At 74.0% G+C, this 23942-nt stretch carries 16 protein-coding genes and 4 tRNA genes; 6 read left to right on the forward strand and 14 right to left on the reverse strand.

The window, feature by feature from the left end; translation table 11 throughout:
* Positions 1 to 66 precede the first annotated feature (66 nt).
* The 4 genes from ACIOJE_RS11295 to ACIOJE_RS11310 all read left to right on the forward strand — a co-directional run bounded on the left by ACIOJE_RS11295 (position 67) and on the right by ACIOJE_RS11310 (position 4910).
* A complete protein-coding gene (locus ACIOJE_RS11295; RefSeq protein WP_400775241.1) occupies positions 67 to 1032 on the forward strand; it encodes an aldo/keto reductase in 966 nt (321 codons plus the stop codon).
* A 174-nt stretch (positions 1033 to 1206) separates the two neighbouring features.
* The gene (locus tag ACIOJE_RS11300) at positions 1207 to 1611 is read left to right on the forward strand and encodes a type VII secretion target (protein WP_400775244.1); all 405 of its coding nucleotides are present in this window, start codon (positions 1207 to 1209) and stop codon (positions 1609 to 1611) included.
* Between the two features lie 12 nt (positions 1612 to 1623).
* Positions 1624 to 3834 (forward strand): hypothetical protein, encoded by a 2211-nt coding sequence (locus tag ACIOJE_RS11305; protein ID WP_400775246.1) that lies wholly within the window; start codon positions 1624 to 1626, stop codon positions 3832 to 3834.
* The gene (locus ACIOJE_RS11310) at positions 3834 to 4910 is read left to right on the forward strand and encodes a hypothetical protein (protein WP_400775249.1); all 1077 of its coding nucleotides are present in this window, start codon (positions 3834 to 3836) and stop codon (positions 4908 to 4910) included. The genes ACIOJE_RS11305 and ACIOJE_RS11310 overlap by 1 nt, the downstream gene beginning before the upstream one ends.
* Positions 4911 to 4974: 64 nt before the next feature.
* Here ACIOJE_RS11310 and ACIOJE_RS11315 read toward each other — a convergent pair whose 3' ends face one another.
* From ACIOJE_RS11315 to ACIOJE_RS11340, 6 genes are all read right to left on the reverse strand, one after another.
* Entirely contained in the window at positions 4975 to 6015 is a 1041-nt protein-coding gene (locus ACIOJE_RS11315) for a C40 family peptidase (protein ID WP_400775251.1), read from the reverse strand.
* Entirely contained in the window at positions 6012 to 7283 is a 1272-nt protein-coding gene (locus ACIOJE_RS11320) for an SPFH domain-containing protein (RefSeq protein ID WP_400775254.1), read from the reverse strand. Before ACIOJE_RS11320 ends, ACIOJE_RS11315 begins: the two co-directional genes overlap by 4 nt.
* 194 nt (positions 7284 to 7477) lie before the next feature.
* The gene (locus tag ACIOJE_RS11325) at positions 7478 to 10690 is read right to left on the reverse strand and encodes an Ig-like domain-containing protein (RefSeq protein ID WP_400775257.1); all 3213 of its coding nucleotides are present in this window, start codon (positions 10688 to 10690) and stop codon (positions 7478 to 7480) included.
* A 385-nt stretch (positions 10691 to 11075) separates the two neighbouring features.
* A tRNA-Arg gene (locus tag ACIOJE_RS11330) sits at positions 11076 to 11151 on the reverse strand.
* Between the two features lie 33 nt (positions 11152 to 11184).
* Positions 11185 to 11260 (reverse strand) — tRNA-Arg (locus ACIOJE_RS11335).
* Between the two features lie 219 nt (positions 11261 to 11479).
* Positions 11480 to 11573: transfer RNA gene (locus ACIOJE_RS11340), tRNA-Ser, on the reverse strand.
* A 178-nt stretch (positions 11574 to 11751) separates the two neighbouring features.
* On the opposite strand from ACIOJE_RS11340, the gene ACIOJE_RS11345 reads away from it, so the two are divergent.
* The gene (locus ACIOJE_RS11345) at positions 11752 to 15225 is read left to right on the forward strand and encodes a PAS domain-containing protein (protein WP_400775260.1); all 3474 of its coding nucleotides are present in this window, start codon (positions 11752 to 11754) and stop codon (positions 15223 to 15225) included.
* A 65-nt stretch (positions 15226 to 15290) separates the two neighbouring features.
* Here the strand turns inward: ACIOJE_RS11345 and ACIOJE_RS11350 are convergent, their stop codons facing one another.
* Together ACIOJE_RS11350 and ACIOJE_RS11355 are read right to left on the reverse strand one after the other, a co-directional pair.
* Positions 15291 to 16952: a long-chain fatty acid--CoA ligase gene (locus ACIOJE_RS11350; protein WP_280673637.1), complete on the reverse strand. Its 1662-nt coding sequence runs from the start codon at positions 16950 to 16952 to the stop codon at positions 15291 to 15293.
* Positions 16953 to 17118: 166 nt separating this feature from the next.
* Positions 17119 to 17988, reverse strand: a complete 870-nt coding sequence (locus tag ACIOJE_RS11355) for a DUF1906 domain-containing protein (protein WP_280673639.1) — start codon at positions 17986 to 17988, stop codon at positions 17119 to 17121.
* 152 nt (positions 17989 to 18140) lie between these two features.
* On the opposite strand from ACIOJE_RS11355, the gene ACIOJE_RS11360 reads away from it, so the two are divergent.
* Positions 18141 to 19205, forward strand: coding sequence for a DMT family transporter (locus ACIOJE_RS11360; RefSeq protein WP_280673641.1), 1065 nt, complete (start codon positions 18141 to 18143; stop codon positions 19203 to 19205).
* 44 nt (positions 19206 to 19249) lie between these two features.
* Here ACIOJE_RS11360 and ACIOJE_RS11365 read toward each other — a convergent pair whose 3' ends face one another.
* From ACIOJE_RS11365 to ACIOJE_RS11390, 6 genes are all read right to left on the reverse strand, one after another.
* The gene (locus ACIOJE_RS11365) at positions 19250 to 20038 is read right to left on the reverse strand and encodes a pyridoxal 5'-phosphate synthase (protein WP_280673643.1); all 789 of its coding nucleotides are present in this window, start codon (positions 20036 to 20038) and stop codon (positions 19250 to 19252) included.
* Between the two features lie 489 nt (positions 20039 to 20527).
* Positions 20528 to 20857 carry a hypothetical protein gene (locus ACIOJE_RS11370; protein ID WP_280673645.1) on the reverse strand — a complete coding sequence of 110 codons (330 nt, stop codon included), beginning with the start codon at positions 20855 to 20857 and terminating at the stop codon, positions 20528 to 20530.
* 136 nt (positions 20858 to 20993) lie between these two features.
* Entirely contained in the window at positions 20994 to 21248 is a 255-nt protein-coding gene (locus tag ACIOJE_RS11375) for a hypothetical protein (RefSeq protein ID WP_400775265.1), read from the reverse strand.
* 63 nt (positions 21249 to 21311) lie between these two features.
* Positions 21312 to 22676, reverse strand: a complete 1365-nt coding sequence (locus ACIOJE_RS11380) for an FAD-binding oxidoreductase (RefSeq protein ID WP_400775268.1) — start codon at positions 22674 to 22676, stop codon at positions 21312 to 21314.
* Between the two features lie 188 nt (positions 22677 to 22864).
* Positions 22865 to 23692 carry a MerR family transcriptional regulator gene (locus ACIOJE_RS11385; RefSeq protein ID WP_280673649.1) on the reverse strand — a complete coding sequence of 276 codons (828 nt, stop codon included), beginning with the start codon at positions 23690 to 23692 and terminating at the stop codon, positions 22865 to 22867.
* A gap of 118 nt (positions 23693 to 23810) precedes the next feature.
* Positions 23811 to 23898, reverse strand: a tRNA-Ser gene (locus tag ACIOJE_RS11390).
* Positions 23899 to 23942: the final 44 nt, after the last annotated feature.

The following is a 23942-nucleotide window of genomic DNA, read 5'->3' on the forward strand; positions in this document are numbered from 1 at the left end:
CGGCAAGCGCGTGAAGTCCGCCCGACGCGCGGAATGCCGCGCGGCGTGATCCGGTTTACTGCGACCATGACCGGAAACCACAGCGACGCCCCGGGCCGGGTCCGCCTCGGCGCCTCCGACCTGTCCGTCTTCCCGCTCTCCCTCGGCGGCAACGTCTTCGGCTGGACGGCCGACGAGCAGCAGTCCTTCGCCGTCCTGGACGCCTACGCGGCGGCCGGCGGCAACTTCGTCGACACCGCCGACGTCTACTCCGCCTGGGTTCCCGGCAACACCGGCGGCGAGTCCGAGACCGTCATCGGCAACTGGCTGCGCAGCCGCGGCAACCGCGAGGACGTCGTGGTCGCCACCAAGGTCGGCCTGCACCCCGAGGCCCGCGGCCTGAGCGCGGCCAACATCAAGGCCTCGGCCGAGGGTTCGCTGCGCCGCCTGGGCGTCGAGCGGATCGACCTGTACTACACCCACCAGGACGACGACACCCCGGTCGAGGAGTTCGTCACCGCGCTGGACGAGCTGGTCCGCGAGGGCAAGGTCGGCGCCGTCGGCGCCTCCAACATCGGCGCCGAGCGGCTGGCCGAGGCGCTCGCCTTCGCCGAGCGCGAGGGCCTGGCCAAGTACGTCGCCGTCCAGCCGCACTACAACCTGGTCTCGCGCGGCACCTTCGAGGGCCCGCTGGCCGACGTGGTCGCCGAGCACGGCCTCGCCACCGTCCCGTACTACGCGCTCGCCTCCGGCTTCCTCACCGGCAAGTACCGCCCCGGCGGCCCCGGCGTCGACAGCGCACGCGCCGAGGGCGCCGCCCGCTACCTGGACGACCCGCGCGGCCCCAAGGTGCTGGAGGCCCTGGACACCGTCGCCGAGCAGCACGGCGTCGCCCCCGCCACGGTCGCCCTCGCCTGGCTGGCCACCCGCCCGACGGTCGTCGCCCCCATCGCCAGCGCCCGCACCGTCGACCAGCTCCCGCCCCTGCTGGCCGCCCCCGCCCTCCGCCTCACCCCCGAGCAGACCACCCTGCTCGACACCGCCTCCGCCTGACCCCACCACCCCCCGCAGGCTGCGAACCCGCCCCCACCCGGCCCCCGTTCGCAGCCTGCACCCGTTTCCCGCCGAACCCGTTCCCCTGAAACCACCGACTGCGGTGGATAGTCTTGGTCAACGAATGACCAAGCACAGTCAAAGTTCTCACCGGCGAGCAGTCATGGGGGCAGCGTGGCCGGAAATCCCGCCTGGGACGGACTCTTCGACGACGAGGACCGGAGGAAGTACGCACGTCTGACCCTCAACTCCGCCGGCGGCCCCGGTGCGAACGGCAGTACCGGCAAGGTGACCGTCGGCCCGGCCGACCTGAGGGCCCGCGCCGGCACCGTCGAAGAGATACAGGCGAACTTCCGGACGGTCGACGACTCCGCCCAGGAGAAGACCGCCACCGCATACGGCTCGCTCACCAGTTGGCAGACCGGACCCGAACTGCGCACTCGCTCCATCCGGTGGGACAACCAGGTGGCAACCCTGGGAAACCTCCTCCACGACATCGCCAAGCGGCTGCGCACGACGGCCGACCGCTACACGGCGACAGAGAGCGCGAACAAGCAGAACGTGTCCGGCGGACAGTGAGTGGGTTGATCCATGCTGAGCTACGAGGTCGTCGCGACCGCCAAGCTGGACGCGCTGCGCGGGGCCGCCGACGAGTGGAAGACCCTACGGAGCCGCTACCTCGGTCTGAAGGACCGGCTGACCACCGAGGTCGTCGACAAGCTGGCCGACGGTTGGGACGGTGAGGCAGCCACCGAGGCCCGGGCGCTGATCACGAAGGCCGCCGAACAGATCGACGCCGCCGGCAAGGAGTCCGCAGACATCGGTGGCCTGCTCGCCGATGCTGCGAGGCAGTTCACCGACGCACAGAGCCGGCTCAAGAAGATCGCCGACGAGGAGGCCCCCGCCCACCACCTGAAGGTCTCGTCGACCGGGACGGTCACCGACGTCCACCCGCTGCTCCATGACCAGAGCGCCCAACACGATGCGGACTACGAGAAGGTCTTCCTGCCCCAACGCAAGCGGGCCGTCGAGGACCTGGTCCACACCATCGAGACGGTCCTCAAGCAGGCCACCGAGGCGGACGAGGCCGCCGCCTGGGCCCTGCGCTCCGACCCGAACGGCGCCGACGACAACTCCTTCAACGCCAACGGCTACCACGACCTGAACGAGGCACGGGAGGCCCGCAAGGATCTCGGCGAGGCCCTCAGCCTGGCTGGTAAGGGCGGAGGAAACCTCTCCGTCGACGAGCTGACCAGGCTGCACGCCCTGCTCGACAGACGCAAGAACGACCCGGCCTTCGCCGAGCAGTTCGCCACCGCACTCGGCCCCCAGGGCACACTGGAGTTCTGGCGCGACGTCAACGACCCGGCCACGTTCGGCGCGTACAGCAAGGAACGCAACGATGCCGTGAAGAAGCTCCAGGCCTCGCTCGGCGCGACCCTCGGCACCGCCACCCAGAACCGCACCAAACCCATGCAGGACTGGGAGAACGAGATGATCGAACTCGGCCCCAGGGTGCTGAACCGCGAGGGCGGCGGCCCGACGCCTCTCGGCTACCAGCTGCTGAGCAGCCTCATGCGTTCCGGCACGTACGACACCGACTTCCTCAACGCGTACGGCGACAGCCTGCTCACGTACGAGCGCGGCGCCAGGACCGACCCCCAGGTCGTCTGGGCCCCCGACTCCACCCAACCGAAGTGGGACCACCTCGGCGAGGGCCGTGGCGGCGACGCGGTGGCCGGCTTCCTGGACGCCCTGGGCCACAATCCGCAGGCCTCCACCCGCTTCCTGGACCCGGGCGACCCCCGGCACAACGATCACCTGAAGTACCTTCTGGGCGAGCGCCGTTGGCCGAACGAGCTGGTCGACGGCCACCACGCCGACGGCCGCCACTCGCTCGGCCTGGCCATCGAGGCGGCCGCCACCGGTGAGCGCGCGGGCCAGGAGGACGTGGTCAAGCACCACACCGAGGCCCAGGCCCGGGTCATGCGCGACACCATCACCCTGCTGGACGACGGCATCGACCACCAAAGGCTCCCGGCCGGCATGCAGCGCCCGATCGCCAACGCGCTGGCCGACTACGCCGCCGACACCCACGACATCCTCTCCGGCACCAACCGGGGCGCCAAGGACCACGCGGGTGGGGACGTCAGCGGTGTCTGGGTCGACCCCGACACCGGCGAGACCAGGATGGCCACCGGCAAGGGCGCGCTGATCCGGCTCATGCGCGGCATCGCCGACGACCCGGAGTCCCACCACATCGTCCAGCAGGCCGAGATGGTGCACGTGGCCCAGCAGCTGTCGGAACTGCCCACGAACGTCAGCGAGAACGACTGGAAGGGTCTGATGGCCAACTCCTCCGTCGCCCTCGGCGCCATGGACGCCGTCCAGGCCGACGCCATCCTCGACCAGCGCGACGACGAAGCCAGGGTCGCTGCCTGGAAGGCCAAGGGCATGTACGCCGGTGTCGGCACCCCGCTCAAGCTCATCCCCGTCCCCGGGATGGGCGAGGCGGCCCAACGCCTGCTCGGCGCCGGGATCACGGAGTGGCAGACCAACGCCACCGACGAGATCAACGCCACGGCGGCCGGCCGGATCGAGCAGAACACCCTGACCGGTGCCAACGGCAGGAGCGGCCACGAGGGGATCAGCGCCATGGTCGAGAAGTGGCAGGCGGAGCGGAAGCACCGGAACCCCGACGCCCTCAGCGTCGACTGGGACGAGCAGCAGATGCGGGCGGCCTACAACACCGGCCGCTCGGACGCTGCCGCCGCCCTCGGACGCGGCACGGAGAACACGTAGTGGCCGGGCAGTCCGACTGGCGGATCGGCGATCCCGATCCGCGCATCGAACGCCTGCGGCGCCGCCGCCGGCTGACCGCCGCCGGCGTCGTCGCGGCCGTGGCCGTGCCCGCGGTCCTTTACTTCAGCGGGGCGTACGACCGCTGGCAGGACGGCCGCAGCCTGAGCGGTTTGTGCCACGGCAGCGTCGACACCGCAGAGGTCAAGGAGTTCCTCGGGCTGGACCGGATGCGCGGCCGGAACGCCGTCGCCCCCGAAGGCCTGGCGTCCTGCTCACTCGTCAACCCGGAGCGCGCCGGCGGCAGCCTCTCCGTCCGCGCCGGCTGGAGCCCCCAGGCCGCGGGGCCGGCCCTGACCGCGCTCGGCCGGATGCGGCCCAATCTGGCCACCACCATGGCCAGGCCCCTCGGCCGGGGCCACCCGGGCGTCCTGGACCTTGAGGACCCCGCCAAGGGTGTCGCCGTCCTCGCCCTGGACTGCCCCGGCCGTACGGACGGGAACCTGGTCGTCACCGTCGAGGGCCGGCCACGCCCGGACACCTTCGCGGACGCCGCCCAGCGGGCCAGGTTCGCCCGCATCGCGGCCCGCGCGGCCGACGGGGCCGCCCGGGTCTGGGGCTGTACCGTCCCGCCCGGACAGCCCATCACCGACATCCCGGCGGACTCCTGGTCCACCCCCGTTCCGGCCGGCCGGGCGGTCGGCACCTGCGCCGGGATCGATGCCACGACCCGTGGGACGGCGGCGGACCCGAGAGCCCCCATGGAGGACTGCTTCCTGTCCGCCGACGACCACGACACCGCGCGGTACCGTCTCGGGGCGTACTACCCACCGTTCGCGCGTGCCCTCCCGCAGGTGGCGATGGGCGCCCCGATCACCGGGGCCACCGGCGGCAAGGACGGCCTGTTCTGGGGCACCGCGTCCTGCCCCGGCGGCGGTACCGCGCTCTACACGGTGGACACCGTGAACGACGGGGACCGCACCGCGGCGGCGAACCCCGTGGTGGAGCAGGACGCACTCCGGGTCTTCGCCACGCGCTCGGCCGAGCTCCACGGCTGCACCGACCTGAAACTCCCCTGACCGACACGCGGGCCCCCGGCGGATCACACCCGCCGGGGGCCCGAGCCATGAACCGTGATCCGCGCTACGGCCGCCCGAAGTGGGTCGGGTAGTAGCCCGAGTTGAGCGTGGAGACCCGGACCGTCTTGCCCGGCCGCGGCGCCTCCACGAACGTGCCGCCACCCAGGTAGATCCCCACGTGATGGATCCCCGAGGCCCGGCCGCTGTCCGACCAGAACACCAGGTCACCGCGGCGCAGCTGCCCCGCACTGATCGGTGTGGTGGCCGCGTACTGGTCGTCGGCCACCCGCGGCAGGCTGATCCCGCTGCGCCGGTAGGCCTGCTGGACCAGCCCCGAGCAGTCGTAGCCGGACGGACCGTTGCCGCCCCAGACGTACGGCTTGCCCAGCTGGGCGAGCGCGTAGCCGATGGCCGACTCCATACTGCCGGAGGCCGACGCCTCGTCCGTGGACAGCCTGGCCGCGGTCCGGGCGGGAGCCGGGTCCGACTCGCCGCCGGACTGGCCGGTACGGCTGACATAGACGTCGTAGTGGCTGGTCCACCGCCACTCGCCGCTGCCGCTCTTGAACCAGTACTTCGACCCGTCCCAGCCCTGGCGCAGCCCGGAGGACGAGGCCGAGCCGTTGGACACGGCGGCCGCCTTGACACTGGAACCGCTGGAGCCGCCCGAACCGCCGGACTGGCCGGTGCGGTTCGCATAGACGTCGTAGTGGCTGGTCCACCGCCACTCGCCGCTGCCGCTCTTGAACCAGTACTTCGACCCGTCCCAGCCCTGCTTCCCGGCCGCGGCGTGCGCGGATCCGGCACCGGCCGTCAGGCCGACCACGCCGGCGCCCGCCAGCACGGTGGTGGCCAGGCAGGTACTTCGCACGGCGCGGTGTATCCGGCTGCCGCCGGCCGCCGTCGCGGGGCGGGCGGCGCGCGGCCGGGCCGCGCAGTTCGGGCAGCCGCAGCCCGCGATCGCGGGGATGCTGCCGGTGCTCTCCTCGAACCCGATCAGGTCCCGGCCAAGGGTGTCGAAACCGGCGTCGAAATCGGCGTCGAGGTCTGCGTCGACATCGAGGTCGAGACCGGGCTCGGCGTACGCGCCGGTGGCTATCCTCATGCGGGTCGTCCTTCCTTCCGCCCGGCCCGGGCGGCCGGGGGCGGTACCGAGGCGGCCACTCCGGCCGGGGCGACGAAGGCGACCAGCAACTGCTCCATCAGCGCGCTGCGGGCGGCCTCGTCCAGTTCGTGGGTGGTGGCGCGCTCCAGGCGTCGGACAGCGAGCGCCGCCGCCTCGACCGCGTCGTCCACCAGCACCGTCCGCAGACCGGCGTCCAGGTCGGCCAGCCGGCGGCGGCGCATCGACTCGGCGACCTCGGGCGCGTAGTCCAGCGCCAGCGGCTGCGCCGAGTACACCTCCAGGCCCGCCGGGGCGACCTCGGCGGCCAGCGCCCTGGTCAGCTCGTCGGCGAACCACTGCCCGTCGCGCAGCGCGGGCCCGGGCGCCGCGTTGCTGTCGCACGGCAGGGTCGACGCGGTGCGGGTGAGCACGGCCTGGACCTGCTCGCGCAGGTAGCTCTCGTGGTCCTCGATCGCCATCAGCGCCCGCGCGGTGTCCTTGACCCGCCAGACGATCAGCAGCCGGACCACGATCGGCGTGCCGGTCCGGTCGACCACCTTGACCAGTTCGCTGCGCCAGTGCCGCAGCCGCACGTCCACCCGGCGCCGGCGCAGCAGCGGGTTGACCCACACCAGGCCGGTGCGGCGGACGGTGCCCCGGTAGCGGCCCCAACGGGTCAGCACCCGGGTCTCACCGCCGGCGTTGGCCAGCAGCCCGGCGAGCGCGAACACCGCGAGCAGGCTGGTCGCGCTGACCGCGGCGATCGACCCGGCGTCCGCCTCGGCCCGGCCGCTCGCCTGGGCGGCGGCGCTGCGCAGGTCGGGCAGGACGTCCCAGTACGGGATGACGCCGTCGCGCAGCATCATCAGCAGCACGCCGGCCACACCGACCAGCACCACCAGCAGGGCGATCCAGCCCGGCAGGAAACTGGCACCGTACTCGCGCAGCGCCTGGTCGGCGCGCGGGGGGCGGCGGGAGGTGGCGGCGGCAGGAGCTCCGACCGGGGTGGCCTCGGGGATCTCGGCGGTCTCCGACGCGGCCTTCTCCAGCGGGTCGCGCAGGTCGGCGGCGCCGACGGCCGGGCCGGGGACGACGGCCAGCGGGGTGGTCACCGGGCCGCCGTCGGCCGGGCCGATCGACTTGGCCGTCTTGACCGCCGCGGCCTTGACCAGCGGGCTGGCGCCGGAGGCGGAACGTTCCGGCAGAGCCGGAGGGAGCGCCTTGGGCAGGTTGTCGGGTCGCTGCGAAGAATCGCGGGTGACGTCCATGCACGGATCCTCGGGGTCGGTGTGTCGCGCAACGGGCGGCCCGGATCTGACGGGCAGTGCCAGAGTCAGGCTAAGTTCATACGTCATCAAATGCGACATTTAAGGTGAGGTGTGTCGACATTTACTGACGTATCGTCCGAATCTGACCTGACGCGCAGACACATGCGCGGATGGTCGGGATGGTTCGGCGCGGGTCAGCGCCGCCGAGCACCGGGCCCCCAGGTGAACACCCGACGGGTGATCAGCCCGATCCCGGTGAGCACCAGCAGGCCCCCGGCGAGCCCGTCGCGCCAGCCGCTCGCGGCGGCCCGTTCGGACGCCGCGGGCGGGGCCTCCACAGGGGCACCCGCGGGCGACACACTCGGCGGCGGCAACGGCAACGGCCGGGCGTTGTCCGCGGCGGACGCGGCCGGTTCAGCCGTCGGCGCCGGTGCCGGGGTGGAGGTCGAGGTCAAGGTCGAGGTCGGGGTCGGGGTCGGGGTCGGAGACGACGCGGCGACACCGACGGCCGCCCGGGACGGACTGGCACCCGGGGACGGAACGGCACCGGGAGTCGTTGGGACGGAGAGAACGGGAACGGTCGGGGCTGCTGAAGTCGCAGGAGTAGCGGGTACCGACGCGGAGGGCACGGCCACCGCCGCCTGCGGCGGAGCCACCGCCGGGACGACGATCGGCAGCAGCCCCGCCGGCACCGCCGTGAGCACCGGCGCATCGGGTGCCGCCGCCGCAGCCGGGCTCGGCGAGGCGACTACCGTCGCCGAACGCACAGGCGTGGGCGTGGGCGTGGGCGTGGGCGTGGGCGTGGGCGTGGGCGTGGGCGTGGGCGTGGGCGTGGGCGTGGGCGTGGGCGTGGGCGTGGGCGTGGGCGACGCCGCCGGACCGGACGGGGAGGCGGCCACCGGAGCGGACACACTGGCCGAGGGCACCACCGGCACCGCCACGCCCGGATTCGGCACCGCGGGGACCGACACCGCCGGGCTGGGCACCGCGGGACTCGACACCGCCGGGCTGGGCACCGCGGGACTCGACACGGCCGGACTCGGCACCGCGGGACTCGACACAGCCGGTGCCGACACCGTAGGGCTGGGCAGCCCAGAACTCGGCGCCGTAGAGCTGGGCACCACCGGAGTCTGCACCGCGCCGCTTGGCGCCACCACGCTTGGCACCGCCACGCTTGGCACCGGGCTCGGCGCCACCGGCGCCGGCACCACCGGCACCGCCACGCTCGGCACCGCCGGGCTCGGCGCCGACGCCGCGACGTGGACCGGCACCGCGTCCGCCGCCGCCCCGTTCCCCGCCAGGTCCGTCGCCGTGACGACGAGCCACTGCTCACCGTCCGTCAGATCCCGGTTGGCGGTGCAGGTCCAGCTTCCGTCGAGGGCCGCCGTCGCCCCGCACAACACCGTCCGCTCGCCCGAGGCCGATGCCGATGCCGAGGCCGCCCCCGCCGAACCACCCGCCCGCGCCGTGACCAGCACCTTCGAGCCCGGCTCGGCCCGCCCGGTGAACTTCGGCCGGCTGACTCGCAGGGTCTCCCCGGCAACCGGCGCGCCGAGCACCGGCCTGTCCGGCGGAACGGTGTCGACGACCAGCGCGATCGCCTGCCCGGCCGTCCGGTTCCCGGCCGCGTCGATCGCGACGGGGGTGAGCAGGTGGCGCCCGTCCACCAGGTTCTCCACCGGCAGGCAGGACCACTGGCCGTCCGCCCGGACGGCGCTGCTGCACAGTTCGGCGGACTGGTCGGTGACCGAGACGATGCTGCCCGCCTCGCCGGTGCCGGTGAGCTGCAGCCCCGGGTCGTTGGTGTACTCCGGGAGGGTGAGGACGGGCGGGGCGGGCGGCGCCGTCTTCACGGTGACCCGGACGGGCTCGCCGCGCAGCACCACGCCACCACTGGTGATCTCGACCGGGGTGAGGGCGTGCGGGCCTGCGGTGAGCGCGCCATCCGGCCGACAGGACCAGTCGCCGCCGCGCTCGACCCGGGCCCGGCAGACGGTGGCTTCGCCGTCCCTGATCTCCACCGAGGCGCCGGCGACCGCGCCGGCGCCGTGGATCCGCGGGCGGGCGTCGGCGAGGGCAGCGCCGTCGACGGGTTCGGCGATCTCGGGCCGGGCGGCGCCGACGGTCATCTTGATCCGCTGGTCGGCGACCTGCCCGGAGTCGGCGAAGCCGCCGGAGGAGACGAGTTGGCCGGCGTCCCGGGCGATCCGCAACCGGGCCCAGGTGTCGCCCGAGGCGGCACCGGCCGGGACGGTCCACTCCAGGGTCGCGGTGTCGGCGCCGGCCGGGACCTCGGTCTGCACCCGCTCGGCGGGGTCGAAGCGCCCGTTGTGGTCGAAGTCGACCCAGCCGGCCAGGGTCGCGGGCTGGTCGTCCACCGCCACCGGGACGGTGAGCCGGTAGTAGCGGCCGATCGCGGCCTCGGTCGGGAAGCTGATCGACGGGTCGGCGCCCTGGTACTCGCCGCGGCCGGGCTGGAGCTCGGGCGGCAGCGGGCTGGCGAAGACGCTGCGCCGACCGGCCCCGTGGTCGAGTTGGACCAGCGGCTCACCGTCCTGGCCGGCCGAGCCCGGGGCGGCGGCGGGCCTGGACCGGGCCCGCCGGGTCGCATTGCCGGCGTCGGCGCCGAGGAACAGGTCGGAGACCACGTGCGAGGTGTTGCCGTAGCCCTGCGGGGCGGTGCCGAGGTCCTCGTCGACGGTGACGGTGTAGGCCTGGCGCAGGACGGGCGGCGCGGTGGTGCTGCCGACCCGGGCGGTGGCGCGTTGCTCGACCCGGAAGACCGCGGTGCGCAGGGTCCCGGCGAGTTCCAGGGTGCCCTCGGCGGCGGAGCCGGCCGCGCCGTCGGAGCCGCCGTCGGCGCCGGCGGGCGCGAGGGTGTTGGCGTCGACCGTCCAGCCGGGCCAGTCGGTGCGGTTAACCAGGGTGGGGGCGGCGGGTGAGCCACCGGTGACGGTGAGCCTGGTCGCGGTGCTGGTGGTGCCGGATTTCCCGGTCGCGGTCGCGGCCATTCCGCTGAGGTGCAGCCGGGGATTCCGGACCGGTCGGGAGAATGTCAGCCGGAGTGTTCCGACGGTGCGCCAGGATCCGTCCGTCTGCGGACGCTTCTCGGTGACGCTGAAGGTCTGCGCAGGGTCTCCGGGGTGCATTCCGTCCGCGTACAGGCCTGCTGCGCGCCCCCCTCCGGCGCGGTCGGCCAGTTCGCCGGCCTCGGCCGTCACCCCGGCGCCCGGGGAGACGGCGAATTCGAACTGGACGGAGAGGCCGGAGGGCAGGACCGCCCGGTGCTCCCCCGACCAGGCGTCAGGGGATTGCTGGGCCACCGAGAGTGGGGCGTTCCAGCCGGTCAGCAGCCCGGCCGCGAGGACGGCCAGGGCGGCGGCCGTGCGGGGAAACTGTCGGCTCATCCGGCTCTCCTTCGCAGTCGGCTGCCGGGGTGCCGGGCAGTCTTGGTACAAGATCTGACAAAAAGGAATCACGATCCTGAACCGGTCATACTGCGACACCTGCGCTTCTGGCCGTGTCCCACCCGATTGGCGGTCATCCGAGCGGCAGGACGGGATGTACCCGAAACAGATGCATTTCATCCATTAGGCCCGCAAACCCGGCACGAACCGGACGAGGCGTCCTACAACGGTTACCCGGGGTACGAGCGGCACGCGGGGTGCGAACGGCACGCGGGGTGCGCGGCGAGCCGAGCCCGGCCGCCGCCCGGCCGGAGGCCCGACCACCCGGACGGCCCCGGGGCCGGAAACGGGAGAAGCCCCCGGCCGGTGGCCGGGGGCTTCTCGCTGGTGCGCTCAGCAGGATTCGAACCTGCAACCTCTTGATCCGTAGTCAAGTGCTCTATCCGTTGAGCTATGAGCGCAAGGAACGGGCGAACCCGATCTTGCGGAGGTTTTGGTGCGCTCAGCAGGATTCGAACCTGCAACCTCTTGATCCGTAGTCAAGTGCTCTATCCGTTGAGCTATGAGCGCTCGCCCTGGTGAACAGTGCCAGCGGGGCGGTGCGGGGACAACATTACATGACCTGCGACGCGGGGCGAAATCGATTGCCCCGGGGCCCCCGGCCGACCCCCTGGAGCCGCCTTGGCGCCCGCGGTCGGCCACGGTCGCCCGCGGTCGGCCACCGGCCCGGAACCGGCCCCGAGATGCGGAAAAGCCCCGCCGACGGGACCGTCGACGGGGCTTTCCGACTGGCGGAGGCTGAGGGATTTGAACCCTCGATGGGCTTTAAGACCCAAACCGCATTAGCAGTGCGGCGCCATAGACCGGACTAGGCGAAGCCTCCTCCACATGGACCACGCCCGCGTGAGCGGACCCGTTCCGTGTGCCTGAGATGATGCCACAACCGTGGGGCTCGGCACCAACCACCGCCCACGTTACTAGGCGGGTCGTCCCCGCCGCAAAGAAGAATGAGATACTGCCGTCTCCGGAGGAGCTGCCCTGAGCCGAGGAGACCTGTCGACGTGAGCAGCAGGCCGATCCGAGGCGCTGCTCGCCTCGCCGCCATACTCGACGCCCTGCCCGACGCGTTGTTGCTGGTGAACAGCAACGGCACCGTCGTGGACGCCAACAGCGCGGCCGTCCAGGCGCTCCAGGCGCCCGGCACCTCGCTGGTCGGCATGGGCGTACTCGACCTCCTGCCCGAGTTCGACCCCAGCCGGATCCCCGGCTCGATGCGCCCGGCGGCCCGCGACGGCGACGAGCCCGACCGCCCGGTCCGGATGACCGCCCGGCGCACCGACGGCACCAGCTTCCCGGTCGAGGTCTCCGGCAACGACTTCCCCGACGACGGCGTCGGCGAGGGCCGCGGCTACGGGCTCGCCCCGTACGACCCGTACCGCGAGCGCTCCCGCCCGTCCTCGCCGAGCGACCTGCTCCTGCTGCTGGTCCGCGACCTCTCCAGCCGGCTCGGCGTCGAGGCCGAGCTGCGCCGCCAGCACAAGCAGACCGAGATGATCCTGCGCGCCGCCGCCGAGGGCGTGCTCGGCGTCGACCTCGAAGGCCGCTGCGTGCTGGTCAACCCGGCCGCCGCGCACATCCTGGAGTACCGGGCGAGCGAACTGGGCGGGCGCGAGCTGCACCCGCTGATCCAGCACTCCCGGGCCGACGGCACCCCGCTGGCGCTGGAGGAGTCCGCGCTGCTGGACACCCTGACCTCCGGGCGCAAGCACCGGGTGCGCGGCACCGTGCTGTGGCGCAAGGACGGCCGCCCGGTCACCGTCGACCTCACCACCGCCCCGGTCCGGGACGGCGACCAGTTGGTCGGCGCGGTGATGACCTTCACCGACCGCAGCCGCGAACTCGCCCTGATCGCCCGTAACGAGCACCTCACCGCCGTACTGGAGAGCGAGCTCGGGGGTGCGCTGACCGCGCTGAACCAGCGGCTGGACGCGCTCGCCGCCGACCCGGCCGGGCAGCTGTGGCCCGAGGCCAACTGGACGCTGCGCCGGCTCGCCGACGAGTGCCGCCGGTACGGCCGGCTGATCGAGGGCGTGCTCGCGCACCAGCGCTCCGAGGCCGGCGAGGCCGCCCCGGCGGACGGTAAGGACGACAAGGCCGGCACGGACACCGAGGACGGCAAGGCCGGTCGCCGGCCGACCGAGCGGCGGGTGCCGGTCGGCCTGGACAAGGTGGTCCGCCGGGCCGTCGAGGAGGCCGGCGAACTGGTCGGCCCGGGCCGGGTGCGGTTCTCGGTGCACGCCGCCGCCGTCGAGGTGATCGCCGACGAACGCCGGCTCGCCCAGGCGCTGGCCCACCTCGTCGCCGACGTCAGCGGCGTCGGCCTCGCGCTGGACGCCCCCAAGGCCCCCTCCCCCGGCCTCAGCGCCCCCGGCGCGCCGGCCGCGCTGCCGTCCCCCGGCGAACCACCCACCGTCGTCCTGGCCGCCGCCCAGCGCGGCGAGGTCGCCCGGGTCGAGATCCGCGGCCCCGGTCTCGGCGGCAGCCCCGTCCACCTGCCGATAGCCCGCGCGGTGGTCGAGCGCCACGGTGGCGTGCTCCAGCCGCACGAGCTGCCCGGCAAGGCCGGCACCACGTACGTCGTCGAGCTGCCGCTGGACCCGGCCGCCGCGAAGGCCGCCGCCGAGCGCGCGGCCGCCGAGGGCCGCTCCGACCGGCCCAAGGAGGGCGACAGCGCCGTCCTGCCCGACCTGCCGGGCATCCCGCAGCTGCCCAGCAGCGACGAGGCCGCCGAGTCGGAGGCCGACGGCGGCGAGCAGCCGGGCCGTGAAGCCCCGGCCCCGGAGGCGGAGCGCGCCCCCGCCGCGGAGCCCGTCGCCGAACGCCGCGGCCGCCGTGGCCGACCCGCCGCCGAGACCCCGGCCCCCGCCTCCCCCGCCGTCCCCGCCGACCAGTGGCCAAACGCCCCGGCCCGGATCGAGCGGGCCGTCCCCGAACAGTGGAACGGCACCGGCAACGACCCCGCGTACGGGCGCCAGGGCCTGGCCGGCCCGGACGGCGTGCAGCGCGACCCCTGGGGCAAGGACGACGGCCGCTCCGGCCCGGCCTACGCCGTACCCGTCGGGGGCGAGCGCCCGCAGCCGAACCGGACCGGCGGGCGCGAACCGCTCGCGCTCGGCCCCGGCACCGGCGGCGCCCCGGCGGGCGGCACGCCGGCGGGCGGCACGCCGACCGCGGAAGGCGCCCCGGCCGCCGACGGCGAGACCAAGCCCCGCAGACGCCGCGCCCTGCCCGCCACCGAGGACTCCTCCGGCGGCTTCGCCCTGCCCGGCGTCGCCGACACCCCGGTGTACCCCGGCCTGGAGCACGCCCTGCCGGCCTCTCCGGCGCCCGCACCCACCGAGCCCGCCGCCGCGCCGACCGGCCGCCGCCGCCGTCTGGCCGTGCCGCCCGGCCCCGGCCCGGAGGCCCCGGCCGGGCCGTCCGCTCCGGACGCCCAGCCGGCCCAGCCCGTCCGGAGCGGCCAGGACGCCCCCGGCGGCCCCGCCGCGCTGGAGTCGGCCCGCCCCGCGCTGCCCGCCGCCGAGGACCCGTCCGGCCCGCGCCCGGTCGGCACCGGCCTCGCCGAACTCGCCCCGCCGCGCCCGCTCGGCGGCTCGCCGGTGCCCGCCGTCGCACCGCAGCCGCCCGTCCCGGCCGAGGCCAGGACCGCCCCGCGCCCGATGGCCGAACTGCCCCCCGCCACCGGCGACCGGGCCGGCACCGAGCAGCCGCAGGTCGCGACCGGCACGACCGGCGAGGACGGCGGCACCCGCCGGCTGCTGGTCTGGCCCGAGCCCGACCCGGCCACCCGGCAGGCCCTCCAGGAACGCGGCTACCGTCCGGTGATCGTCCGCTCCCGCGAGGAGGTGGACGCCCAGGCCGGCGGCTTCCCCGCGGCGCTCTTCGTCGACCCGCTGACCAGCCCGATCACCCGCACCGCGCTGCAGTCGCTGCGCACCGCCGCGCTCAACAGCCGCATCCCGGTGCTGGTCACCGCCGGCCTCGGCCAGGCCACCCGGGACGCCGCGTACGGCGCCGACCCGGCCGTGCTGCTGCGTGCCCTCGCGCCGCGCGACGGCGAGCACCACGCCCCGCGCGTCCTGCTGGTCGAAGGCGACCCGGACATCGCCGCCGCCATGATCAGCAGCCTGGAGCGGCGCGGCATGCACGTCGAGCACGCGGTGGACGAGAACGACGCCGTCGCCCGGGCCAGCAGCGTGCAGCCCAACCTGGTGGTGATGGACCTGCTCCAGATCCGCCGCCGCCGGGTCGGTCTGCTGGACTGGCTGCGCGCCAACGACCGGCTGCACCGCACCCCGCTGGTGGTCTACACCTCGGTGGACCTCGACCCGCGCGAACTGCCCCGGCTGCGCACCGGCGAGACGGTGCTGTTCCTCGCCGAGCGCTCCACCAGCGCGGACGTCCAGTCCCGGATCGTCGACCTGCTCGGGCGGATCGGCGCGATGGGTGAGGCGGGCGTCGCCGCGGCGGGCTGAGCACGTCCGAGGGCCGGTCACCCCGTTCCAGCGGGGTGACCGGCCCTCCGTGTTCCACCGGGCGGCTACTCCTTGCCGAGCACCGTCACGTCCAGCTCGTCCGCCGCGTAGCCGGCCCGGATCACCTTCTTGTCGAACTTGCCGACCGAGGTCTTCGGCACCGACTCGACGATCGACCAGCGCTCCGGCAACTGCCAGGAGGCGACCCGCTCGGCCAGGAACGCCCGCAGCTCCCTCAGCCCGACCGTGGCGCCCGGGCGCAGCACGACCGTGGCCAGCGGGCGCTCGCCCCACTTCTCGTCCGGGACGGCGACCACGGCGGCCTCGGCCACCTCGGGGTGGGCCATCAGCTGGTTCTCCAGCTCGACCGAGGAGATCCACTCGCCGCCGGACTTGATCACGTCCTTGGCCCGGTCGGTGAGGGTCAGGTAGCCGTCGGCGGTGATGGTGCCGACATCGCCGGTGCGCAGCCAGCCGTCCTCGGAGAACTTGTCGTCCGGACGGACCGGATCCTGCCCGGCACCGCCGTAGTAGGCGCCGGCGATCCACGGGCCGCGCACCTCCAACTCGCCCGCCGCGACGCCGTCGTGCGGCATCCGCTCGCCGGCCGGGCCGATCAGCCGGGCCTCGACGGAGGCCGGGAAGATGCCCTGGGTGACCCGGTACGGCCACTCCTCCTCCGGGGTGAGGCCGCCGGGCGGCTGGGCGAAGGAGCCGAGCGGCGAGGTCTCGGTCATGCCCCAGGCGTGCAGCACGCGGATGCCGTGGCGCTCCTGGAAGCCCTGCATCAGCGAGGGCGGGCAGGCGCTGCCGCCTATGACCACCATGCGCAGGCTGGAGGTGTCGTAGTCGCCCGCGTCGAGTTCGTCCAGCAGGCCGCTCCAGATGGTCGGGACGGCGGCGCTGACGGTGGGCCGGGCGGCGGCGATCATCTCGGCCATCGGCTTCGGCTGGAGGAAACGATCCGGCATGAGCAGGTTCGCACCGGACATGAAGGCGGCGTGCGGGATGCCCCAGGCGTTCACGTGGAACATCGGGACCACCGGCAGCGCGGTGTCGCGCGGGGTGAAGGCGAAGTTGTCGCCGGTGTTGACCTGCAGGCAGTGCAGGTACACCGAGCGGTGGCTGTAGAGCACGCCCTTCGGGTCCCCGGTGGTGCCGGAGGTGTAGCAGAGCACGGCCGCCTGGCGCTCGTCGATGTCGGTCCGCCACGGGTAGGCGGTGGGCCGGCCGGCGAGCAGCTCCTCGTAGTCGTGCACGGTGCCCGCGAAGCCGGCCAGCAGCGAGCGGTCGCCGGGGCCGCTCACCACGATGTGCTTGAGCGTCGGGGCCAGGTCCGGCAGGACGGCGGCGAGCAGCGGGAGCACGCTGCCGTTCACGATGACGACGCGGTCGGCGGCGTGGTTGACGATGAACGACAGCTGGTGGGCGGGCAGTCGCAGGTTGAGCGTGTGCAGCACGGACCCCATCGCGGGGACGGCGAGGTAGGCCTCCAGGTGGACCGAGTTGTTCCACATCAAGGTCCCGACCCGGTCGTCCCCGGTCACCCCCAGCTCGTCACGCAGCGCGTGGGCGAGCTGCGCGGCCCGCGCGCCCACCTCGGCGTACGTTCGCACGACCGGCCCGGTGCCGTCCCAGGTGGTGACGGTGGACCGGCCGTGGACGGTGGACCCGTGCTCCAGAATCCGGGCGACGGTGAGCGGAACGTCCTGCATCGTGCTGAACACGGGTCCTCCTTGACCTGGCGGCACTGGCGGCTGCGCCTGCGGCACCTACCCGGCGGTAATGCGCGCGGACGTGCCCGATTGTCCCGCTCCGCCCGTCCGCTGTCAGCATCCCGACCCCGTTGAACGGATCACGGCCCCGCCCCGGGCCCTCCTCCCACGTGGTGCGTCAGTCGGCCGTCGGGCCGTCGACGTGGTTGCGGTCGATGGTGAGGGTGGCGCCGCCGTAGGTCTCCTCCACATTGCCGCGGTACTGGTGGACGCGCTGGTGGGAGCCCCAGAGGTCGGGGCTGAGCGCGCCGGAGCCGGCGGTGTCGGCGTGGTCGTCCCAGCGGGCGTACCAGAGGGCGTCGGGCAGCGGGGAGCTGCCGGCCCGGGCGGCGGCGGCCAGGTCGGCGATGCCGGAGTCGAGGCTGGAGTAGAAGCCGGAGCCGTAACCGGCGGTGTGCAGGGTCTGGGTCCAGCTGACGGCGAAGTCGACCACGGCCTGGCCGCAGGCCGGGTCGCGCATCGGGTACGCCTCGATGTCGAGGTAGACCGGGCTGCCCTGATCGAGTCCGAGCGAGCGCAGCGCGTGGACGGCTTCGGTGGCCTCGTCCCGGCCCTGCTGCACGGCGTGGGCGGGATCGATCCGGCGTGGTTTGCGGCTGAGTTCGCTGCACGGGGCCTGGAGCCCGACGTGCACCGGCAGGAACCGCCAGCCCAGGGCGCGGGCCTGATGCACCCACTCGGCGGTGAGCTGGGACTGTCCGCAGGCACGCTGGGCGCCGCTGACGTAGACGCCGAGCGCGCCGTACGGGGAGGCGCCGTGCCAGGCCCGCAGGGTGTCGAGGGGCGGCGCGGAGCAGGCGTCGAAGGCGGGGCCGGTGAAGCCGTCGCGGATCTTGGGCGGGCCGGCCCGGTCGGGCAGGGTGAGGGCCCGGATGCGGGGGAGGGCGGCGGCGGCCGGGTCGGCATCGACGCTCACGCCCGTCCCGTCGGTGGCCAGCAGGAGCACGAGGGAGGCGGCGAGCAGGGCCGCGGGGCGGAGATAGCGCACCCGCCCTTGCTACTGACGGACCATCGGACGAACACCGCAACCACGCCGCACGCTCCGGGCGAGCCCACCCTTTCGGGCGCACCCGTCCGCATCCGTCCCGATAGTTGTAACGAGCTTGCCCGTTTGTCACTCCTTACGGCAAACTCGCCCATATGCCCACCTCCCATCCCAGCGAAACCGCCGCCCCGACGCCGGCCGCCGCCGTCGCCGAGGCACTTGCCATGCCGCCCGCCCCCAAGGGCGAGCCCGCCGGCGAGCGGGGCAGCTGGCGACGAGGCGGGGCACCCGGCTCCACGGCACCGCCCGACGCGCACCCCGGCCGGCCCACCGGCCGGTTCCCGAAGGTCCTGCGGCGCCCGGAGCAGATCCCGGCGCCGCTTCTCTGTCTGACCGCGATGTTCCTGGTGCAGACCGGGATCGCCCTGTCCAAGCCGCTCTTCGGCCCGCTCGGGGTCAGCGGCACCACCTTCCTGCGGCTGGGCTTCGCGGCGGTCATCCTGCTCGCCGTCACCCGGCCCCGGCTGCGCGACAAGCGCCCGCGCGACCTCGCCGCGGCCGCCCTGCTCGGCATGGCCTCGGCCGGGATGACCTTCCTGTTCGCCGGGGCGATCGACCGGCTGCCGATGGGCACCGCCGCGACCATCGAGTTCCTCGGCCCGCTCGCGGTCGCCCTGGTCTTCGCCCGGCGCGCCAGCCACCTGCTCTGGGCGCTGCTCGCCGCCGCCGGCGTCGTCCTGCTGACCCTGCTCGGCGAGGGCGGCGACGGGGGCGGGCTCGACCCGGTCGGCCTGCTGTACGCCTTCGGGGCGGCCGCCTGCTACGCCGCGTACATCCTGTTCACCGACAAGGTCGGCGCCGCCTTCCAGGGCTTCCAGGGGCTGGCGGTGTCGATGACGGTCGGCGCGCTGACCCTGGCGCCGTTCGGGCTCGGCCAGGCCTGGGACGGGCTGACCGCGCCCGGCGCCTCGCCGGTGGCGCTGCTGGCCGCGGTCGCCGGGGTGTCGCTGCTGCTGCCGGTGATCCCGTACGCGCTGGAGATGACCGCGCTGCGGCGGATGCCGCAGCGGGTCTTCAGCGTGCTGGTCAGCCTGGAGCCGGCGGTCAGTGCGCTGGTCGGCCTGGTGGTGCTCGGCCAGCTGCTGGGCGTGCCGCAGCTGGCCGGGATCGGCTGCGTGGTGGCGGCCAGTGTGGGCGCCACGCTGACCGGGCGGCGGTAGGGGCCCGCGCGGTCGGGCGGCCACCCGGCGCGGTCGGGCGGTCGTTACGGCCAGAGCAGGGTGCGCGACCATTCCGGGGTGCGTACCGGGCCGGTGCGGGTGTAGCGCAGCCGGACGTGCCGGCGCTGCGCGTCGCCCTGCCAGTACTCCACCTCGTGCGCCCACAGGGTGTAGACCGCGTGCCCGGCCGCGACCGCGTCCGGGGTGGCCTCCAGCCGGCGGCGGGCGACGGCGACGGCCTCGTCGTACTCGGCGAGCGAGCTCATCGGCTCGCTCTGCCGCCCGACCAGTGCGCCGACCCGGGCGGCCGGCGAGCGGGTGGCGAACTCGGCGGCGGCGACCAGGTCGGCGGCCCGCTCGACGGTGCCGCGGACCCGCACCTGACGGCCCAGCTGCGGCCAGTAGACGCTCAGCGCGGCGGCCGGGTGGTCGGCGAGCTGGCGGCCCTTGGGGCTGTCGGCGGCGGCGGAGAAGTTCCAGCCGGTGCCGGCCGCGTCGACGTCGCGCAGCACCAGCACCCGGGCGTCCGGCATGCCGTCCGCGTCGACGGTGGAGAGGGTGAACGCCTGCGGGTCCAGCACCCCGGCGGCCAGCGCGGTGGCGAGCCAGTCCACGAACAGCGGGCCGGGCTCGGCGGGGGCGGCCTCGGCGTCGAAGGACGGCAGCGGGCGGGCCATCGGCGGGCGGCCGAGCAGCAGCTCGGGCACGGACCTCGGCTCGGGCCGGTGCTCGGGCCCCGGGCGTACGTCCGACCCCGATCCCGATCGCGGATCCGGCTCCGGTGCAGGCCAGGCCTCGTCCGGGCCGGTCAGGCCCTCCTCCTCCGCCGCCATCGCGCGCCCTCTCCTCCGGTTGCCGCGGTCGCCGCCCCGGCCGGGCCGTTCTTCCCGGGCCCGGGCACGTGGTGCGCTGTCGGAGCGCAACCGTACCGCCGAGGGCCGACGGCTCCGGGCGCGGGCCCTCGATGGACGCGTTCGGCCCGCCCGGGCGGGCGTCGGAGGGCGGGCGCGGACGGCCGGCACCAAGGGCCGTTGCGGGCGGGGCGCCGCCCAAGGGCCACGACGGGCGGGGCGCCGCCCAGGGGCCGTTGCGGGCGGACCCTCGCGTCCGGCTCCGGACGCACTCGTGGGCGGTGCCGATGGCGGCACCGCCCACGAGGCCGGTTTCGCGGCGACCCTTTCCGCTGGCCGGTCATGCGCTTTTCTGATCCGCGCCCGGACGGGAATCCCGCCCGGAGACTGGTTCGAGCCCCTCCGCGAACGCTCAGCTCACCCGCGGTCACCCACCTCCGGCGCCCCCGCCGTCGGTGGTGCCCGATCGGATCAGCTGAAGATCGGAGCGAACACGACGTTGATGTTCTTGTTGGACTGCCCGGCCAGGATGGTGCCCGAGTTGTCCTTCACCGCGAGGGTGTTGTTCTGGTTGGAGGCACCGGCGCCGGTGGCGGTCTGCTGGGTGGAGATGTAGTTCCCGTCGACCGAGCCGAAGACGTTGCCCGTGCCGACGTTGGACACCACGCCGGCGTTGGAGCCGGCCCCGGCGCCCGCGCCGTTGTCGGCGGCCGCCGCGCCGGCACCGGCCAGCAGCAGGCCGGCCGCGAGCGGGGCGGCGAGCAGGAGTCCGGCCACCCGACGGGTGTGGATGCGAGCCATCAGAGCCTCCAAAAAGCTGTAAATCGTGCAATGTCGAGCATGGTGTGCGGGAGTTCGCCGGCCAGACGAACACCTGCGGGCTGCGACGCCGAGAGACAGACTTCCGCAACAAATCGACAAAGCACTAGCTCGTGGATCATTTTTCGCCCGTTTGCGTGATATCCACCAGGGCTGCGCATATCGGACCCAAAAACGGAGAGCACACCGATCCACCGCCGATGAGCTGGTATTTTGCCCGAACGGCGACCGTCCGGACACTCCTCGGGATGCGGCGCTTCGGCGCTGCACGAACCACCAGGCGCACCACCCAGCGCAGAGTGCGGACGGACGCGCTCCCCCAGAAAGTTTGATTGCCCTTCCATGTCGACATTTCCAGCCATGCGTAGACCATCGGAAAGTCATACCTAAAACGTCGACGAAAGGGCCCGAAAAGCTCCGTGCGGTCGGATGAAAATCAGACCATCTTGCCCGGGTTCAGAATTCCCAGCGGGTCGAAGACCGCCTTCAACTGCCGCTGCAGGTCCAACGCCACCGGCCCCAGCTCGCGCGCCAGCCAGTCCCGCTTGAGCAGCCCCACCCCGTGCTCCCCGGTGATCGTGCCGCCCAGCTCCAGCCCCAGCGCCATGATCTCGTCGAAGGAGCGCTGCGCCCGCGCCGCCTGCTCCTCGTCCGAGCCGTCGAAGATCACGATCGGATGGGTGTTGCCGTCCCCGGCGTGGCTGACCACCCCGATGGTCAGCGCGTGCCGCTCGGCGATCACGGCCACACCGTTCAGCATCTCTGCCAGCCGGGAGCGCGGCACCGCCACGTCGTCGATCATCGTGGTGCCCAGCCGGTCCAGCGCGGGCAGCGCCAGCCGCCGGGCCTCCAGCAGCAGCGCCGATTCGGCCTCGTCCTCGGCGGGCACCACCTCGGTCGCCCCGGCGGCCCGGCAGAGCTCAGCCACCCGCGCCAGTTCGGCCTCCCGGTCCGGCCCGTCGAAGGCCACCAGCAGCAGCGCCTGGGTCGACTCGGGCAGCCCCATCCGCCCCAGCTCGTTGACCGCCCGCACGCTGACCGCGTCCATCAGCTCCATCAGCGACGGGGTCAGGCCGTGCGCCATCACCTCGCAGACGGCCGCACCGGCCGCGTCCGCGCTCGGGAACTCCGCCGCCAGCGCCAACTGCGGCGCCGGCGCGGGCCGCAGCGCGAGCACCGCCCGGACCACCACGCCGAGCGTGCCCTCCGAGCCGACCAGCAGCCGGGTCAGGTCGTACCCGGCCACGCCCTTGGCCGTCCGGCGGCCGGTGGACAGCAGCCGTCCGTCCGCCAGCACCACGTCCAAGCCGAGCACGTACTCGCTGGTGACGCCGTACTTCACGCAGCACACCCCGCCCGCGCCGGTGCCGATGTTGCCGCCGATCGTGCAGGACTCCCAGCTGGACGGGTCCGGCGGGTAGGACAGGCCCAATTCCTCGGCAGCACGGGAGAGTTGGGCATTCACCACGCCCGGCTCGACCACCGCGATCCGGTTCACCGGGTCGAGCTCCAGGATCCGGTTCAGCTTCACCGTCGACAGCACGATGCAGCCGTCCACGGCGTTCGCCGCCCCCGACAGCCCGGTCCGCGCACCCTGCGGCACCACCGGCACCCGCAGTCCGGTGGCAGTGCGCAGCACGTGCTGCACCTGCTCGACCGTCTCCGGGAACACCACCACCGCGGGCGTACCGGCCGCGCAGAACCCGGCCATGTCATGACGGTAGGCCTCGGTCACATCCGGATCCACCACCACCGACCCGGCCGGAAGACCCTGCGCCAGTCGGTCCGTCAGGTCACTCATCGCCGCCTCCACTCGCCGCCCGCCGCCTCCACCGCACTCTGCCCGCCCGCCGGGGGCCGGGCAAGTGGGCCCCGGCGGGCGGGGCGGCGGCCCCGGCACCCCCGGTCAGGCCCGGCGCAGCGCAGGGGCGACCGGGGCCACCAGGCCGGCGAGGCCGGTGGCGAGCGCGCGGAGCAGCGTCGGCAGCACTACCGGCGGACCACCGGCTCCTGGAACTCGGTGACCCACCCCGCCGGGTCGTCCGGGCACTCCAGGTAGAGCTCCCGGGCGTAGCCGACCGAGCGGTAGCCGTTCGCGTCGATGAAGCGGGCCAGCTCCTGGAAGCTCCCCATCGCCTCGTCCATCGAGCCGCGGTGCACGATCGTCGCCGCCTGCTCGATCGGCGGCAGGTCGAGCACCTCGAAGTCGTGCCGACCCGGCTCCACCGACGGCCCGACCGGGACGGCCACCCGGATCAGCACCGTGCCGTCGCCCTCCGGCACCTCCTCGTACCGGGCGACGGACGGGCCGGTCTCGGCGATCCCGGCCTCGGCCAGCCGCCCGCACAGCTGCGCGAACAGCGGGCCGATCACCGGCCCGATGTCCTCGGGCTGGTAACTCGCGGCCACCCCGGTCAGTTCGGCCACCCGGACGGACGGCACCCGCTTCACCACGACATCGTGTGCGGACATGGTCCCCTCGCTCTCGATCGTCCGGAGCCTCGCCTCCACCCGGGCCAGCCGCTGCTCGTCCGCCGCGATCGCCTCGGCGAGTTGGGCCCGCCGCAGCCGCAGCATCCCGCGCAGTTCGGCCGCGTCCACCTGCTCGTCCAGCACGGCCCGCACCTGGTGCAGCGTGAAGCCGAGCTCCTTGAGCGCGATCACCCGGTTGAGCCGGGCGAGTTGGGCCGCCTCGTAGGAGCGGTACCCACTGACCGGGTCCACCCGGGCGGGCCGCAGCAGCCCGATCGCGTCGTAGTGGCGCAGCATCCGCACCGACACCCGGCCGTGGCTGGCGAAGTCTCCGATGTTCAACATGGTGCCCCCACTCCACCCCCTGCCGCCGTGTCAGGGTCAACCCCGCCCGCCGCAAACACCGAGGGCGGGTACCGACTCGATGTCGGCACCCGCCCTGAGCAGGTGGTTCCCCTACCAGCGGAGAGCGTGGGATTCGAACCCACGGTGACGGGTCACGCCACGACAGTTTTCAAGACTGTTCCCTTAGGCCGCTCGGGCAGCTCTCCAGGCGGGGGCCAGCCTAACGGGTTCGGCGGGGTTCGGTGCACAC

It is taken from the genome of Kitasatospora sp. NPDC087861 (assembly GCF_044742585.1).
Taxonomy (GTDB): Bacteria; Actinomycetota; Actinomycetes; order Streptomycetales; family Streptomycetaceae; genus Kitasatospora.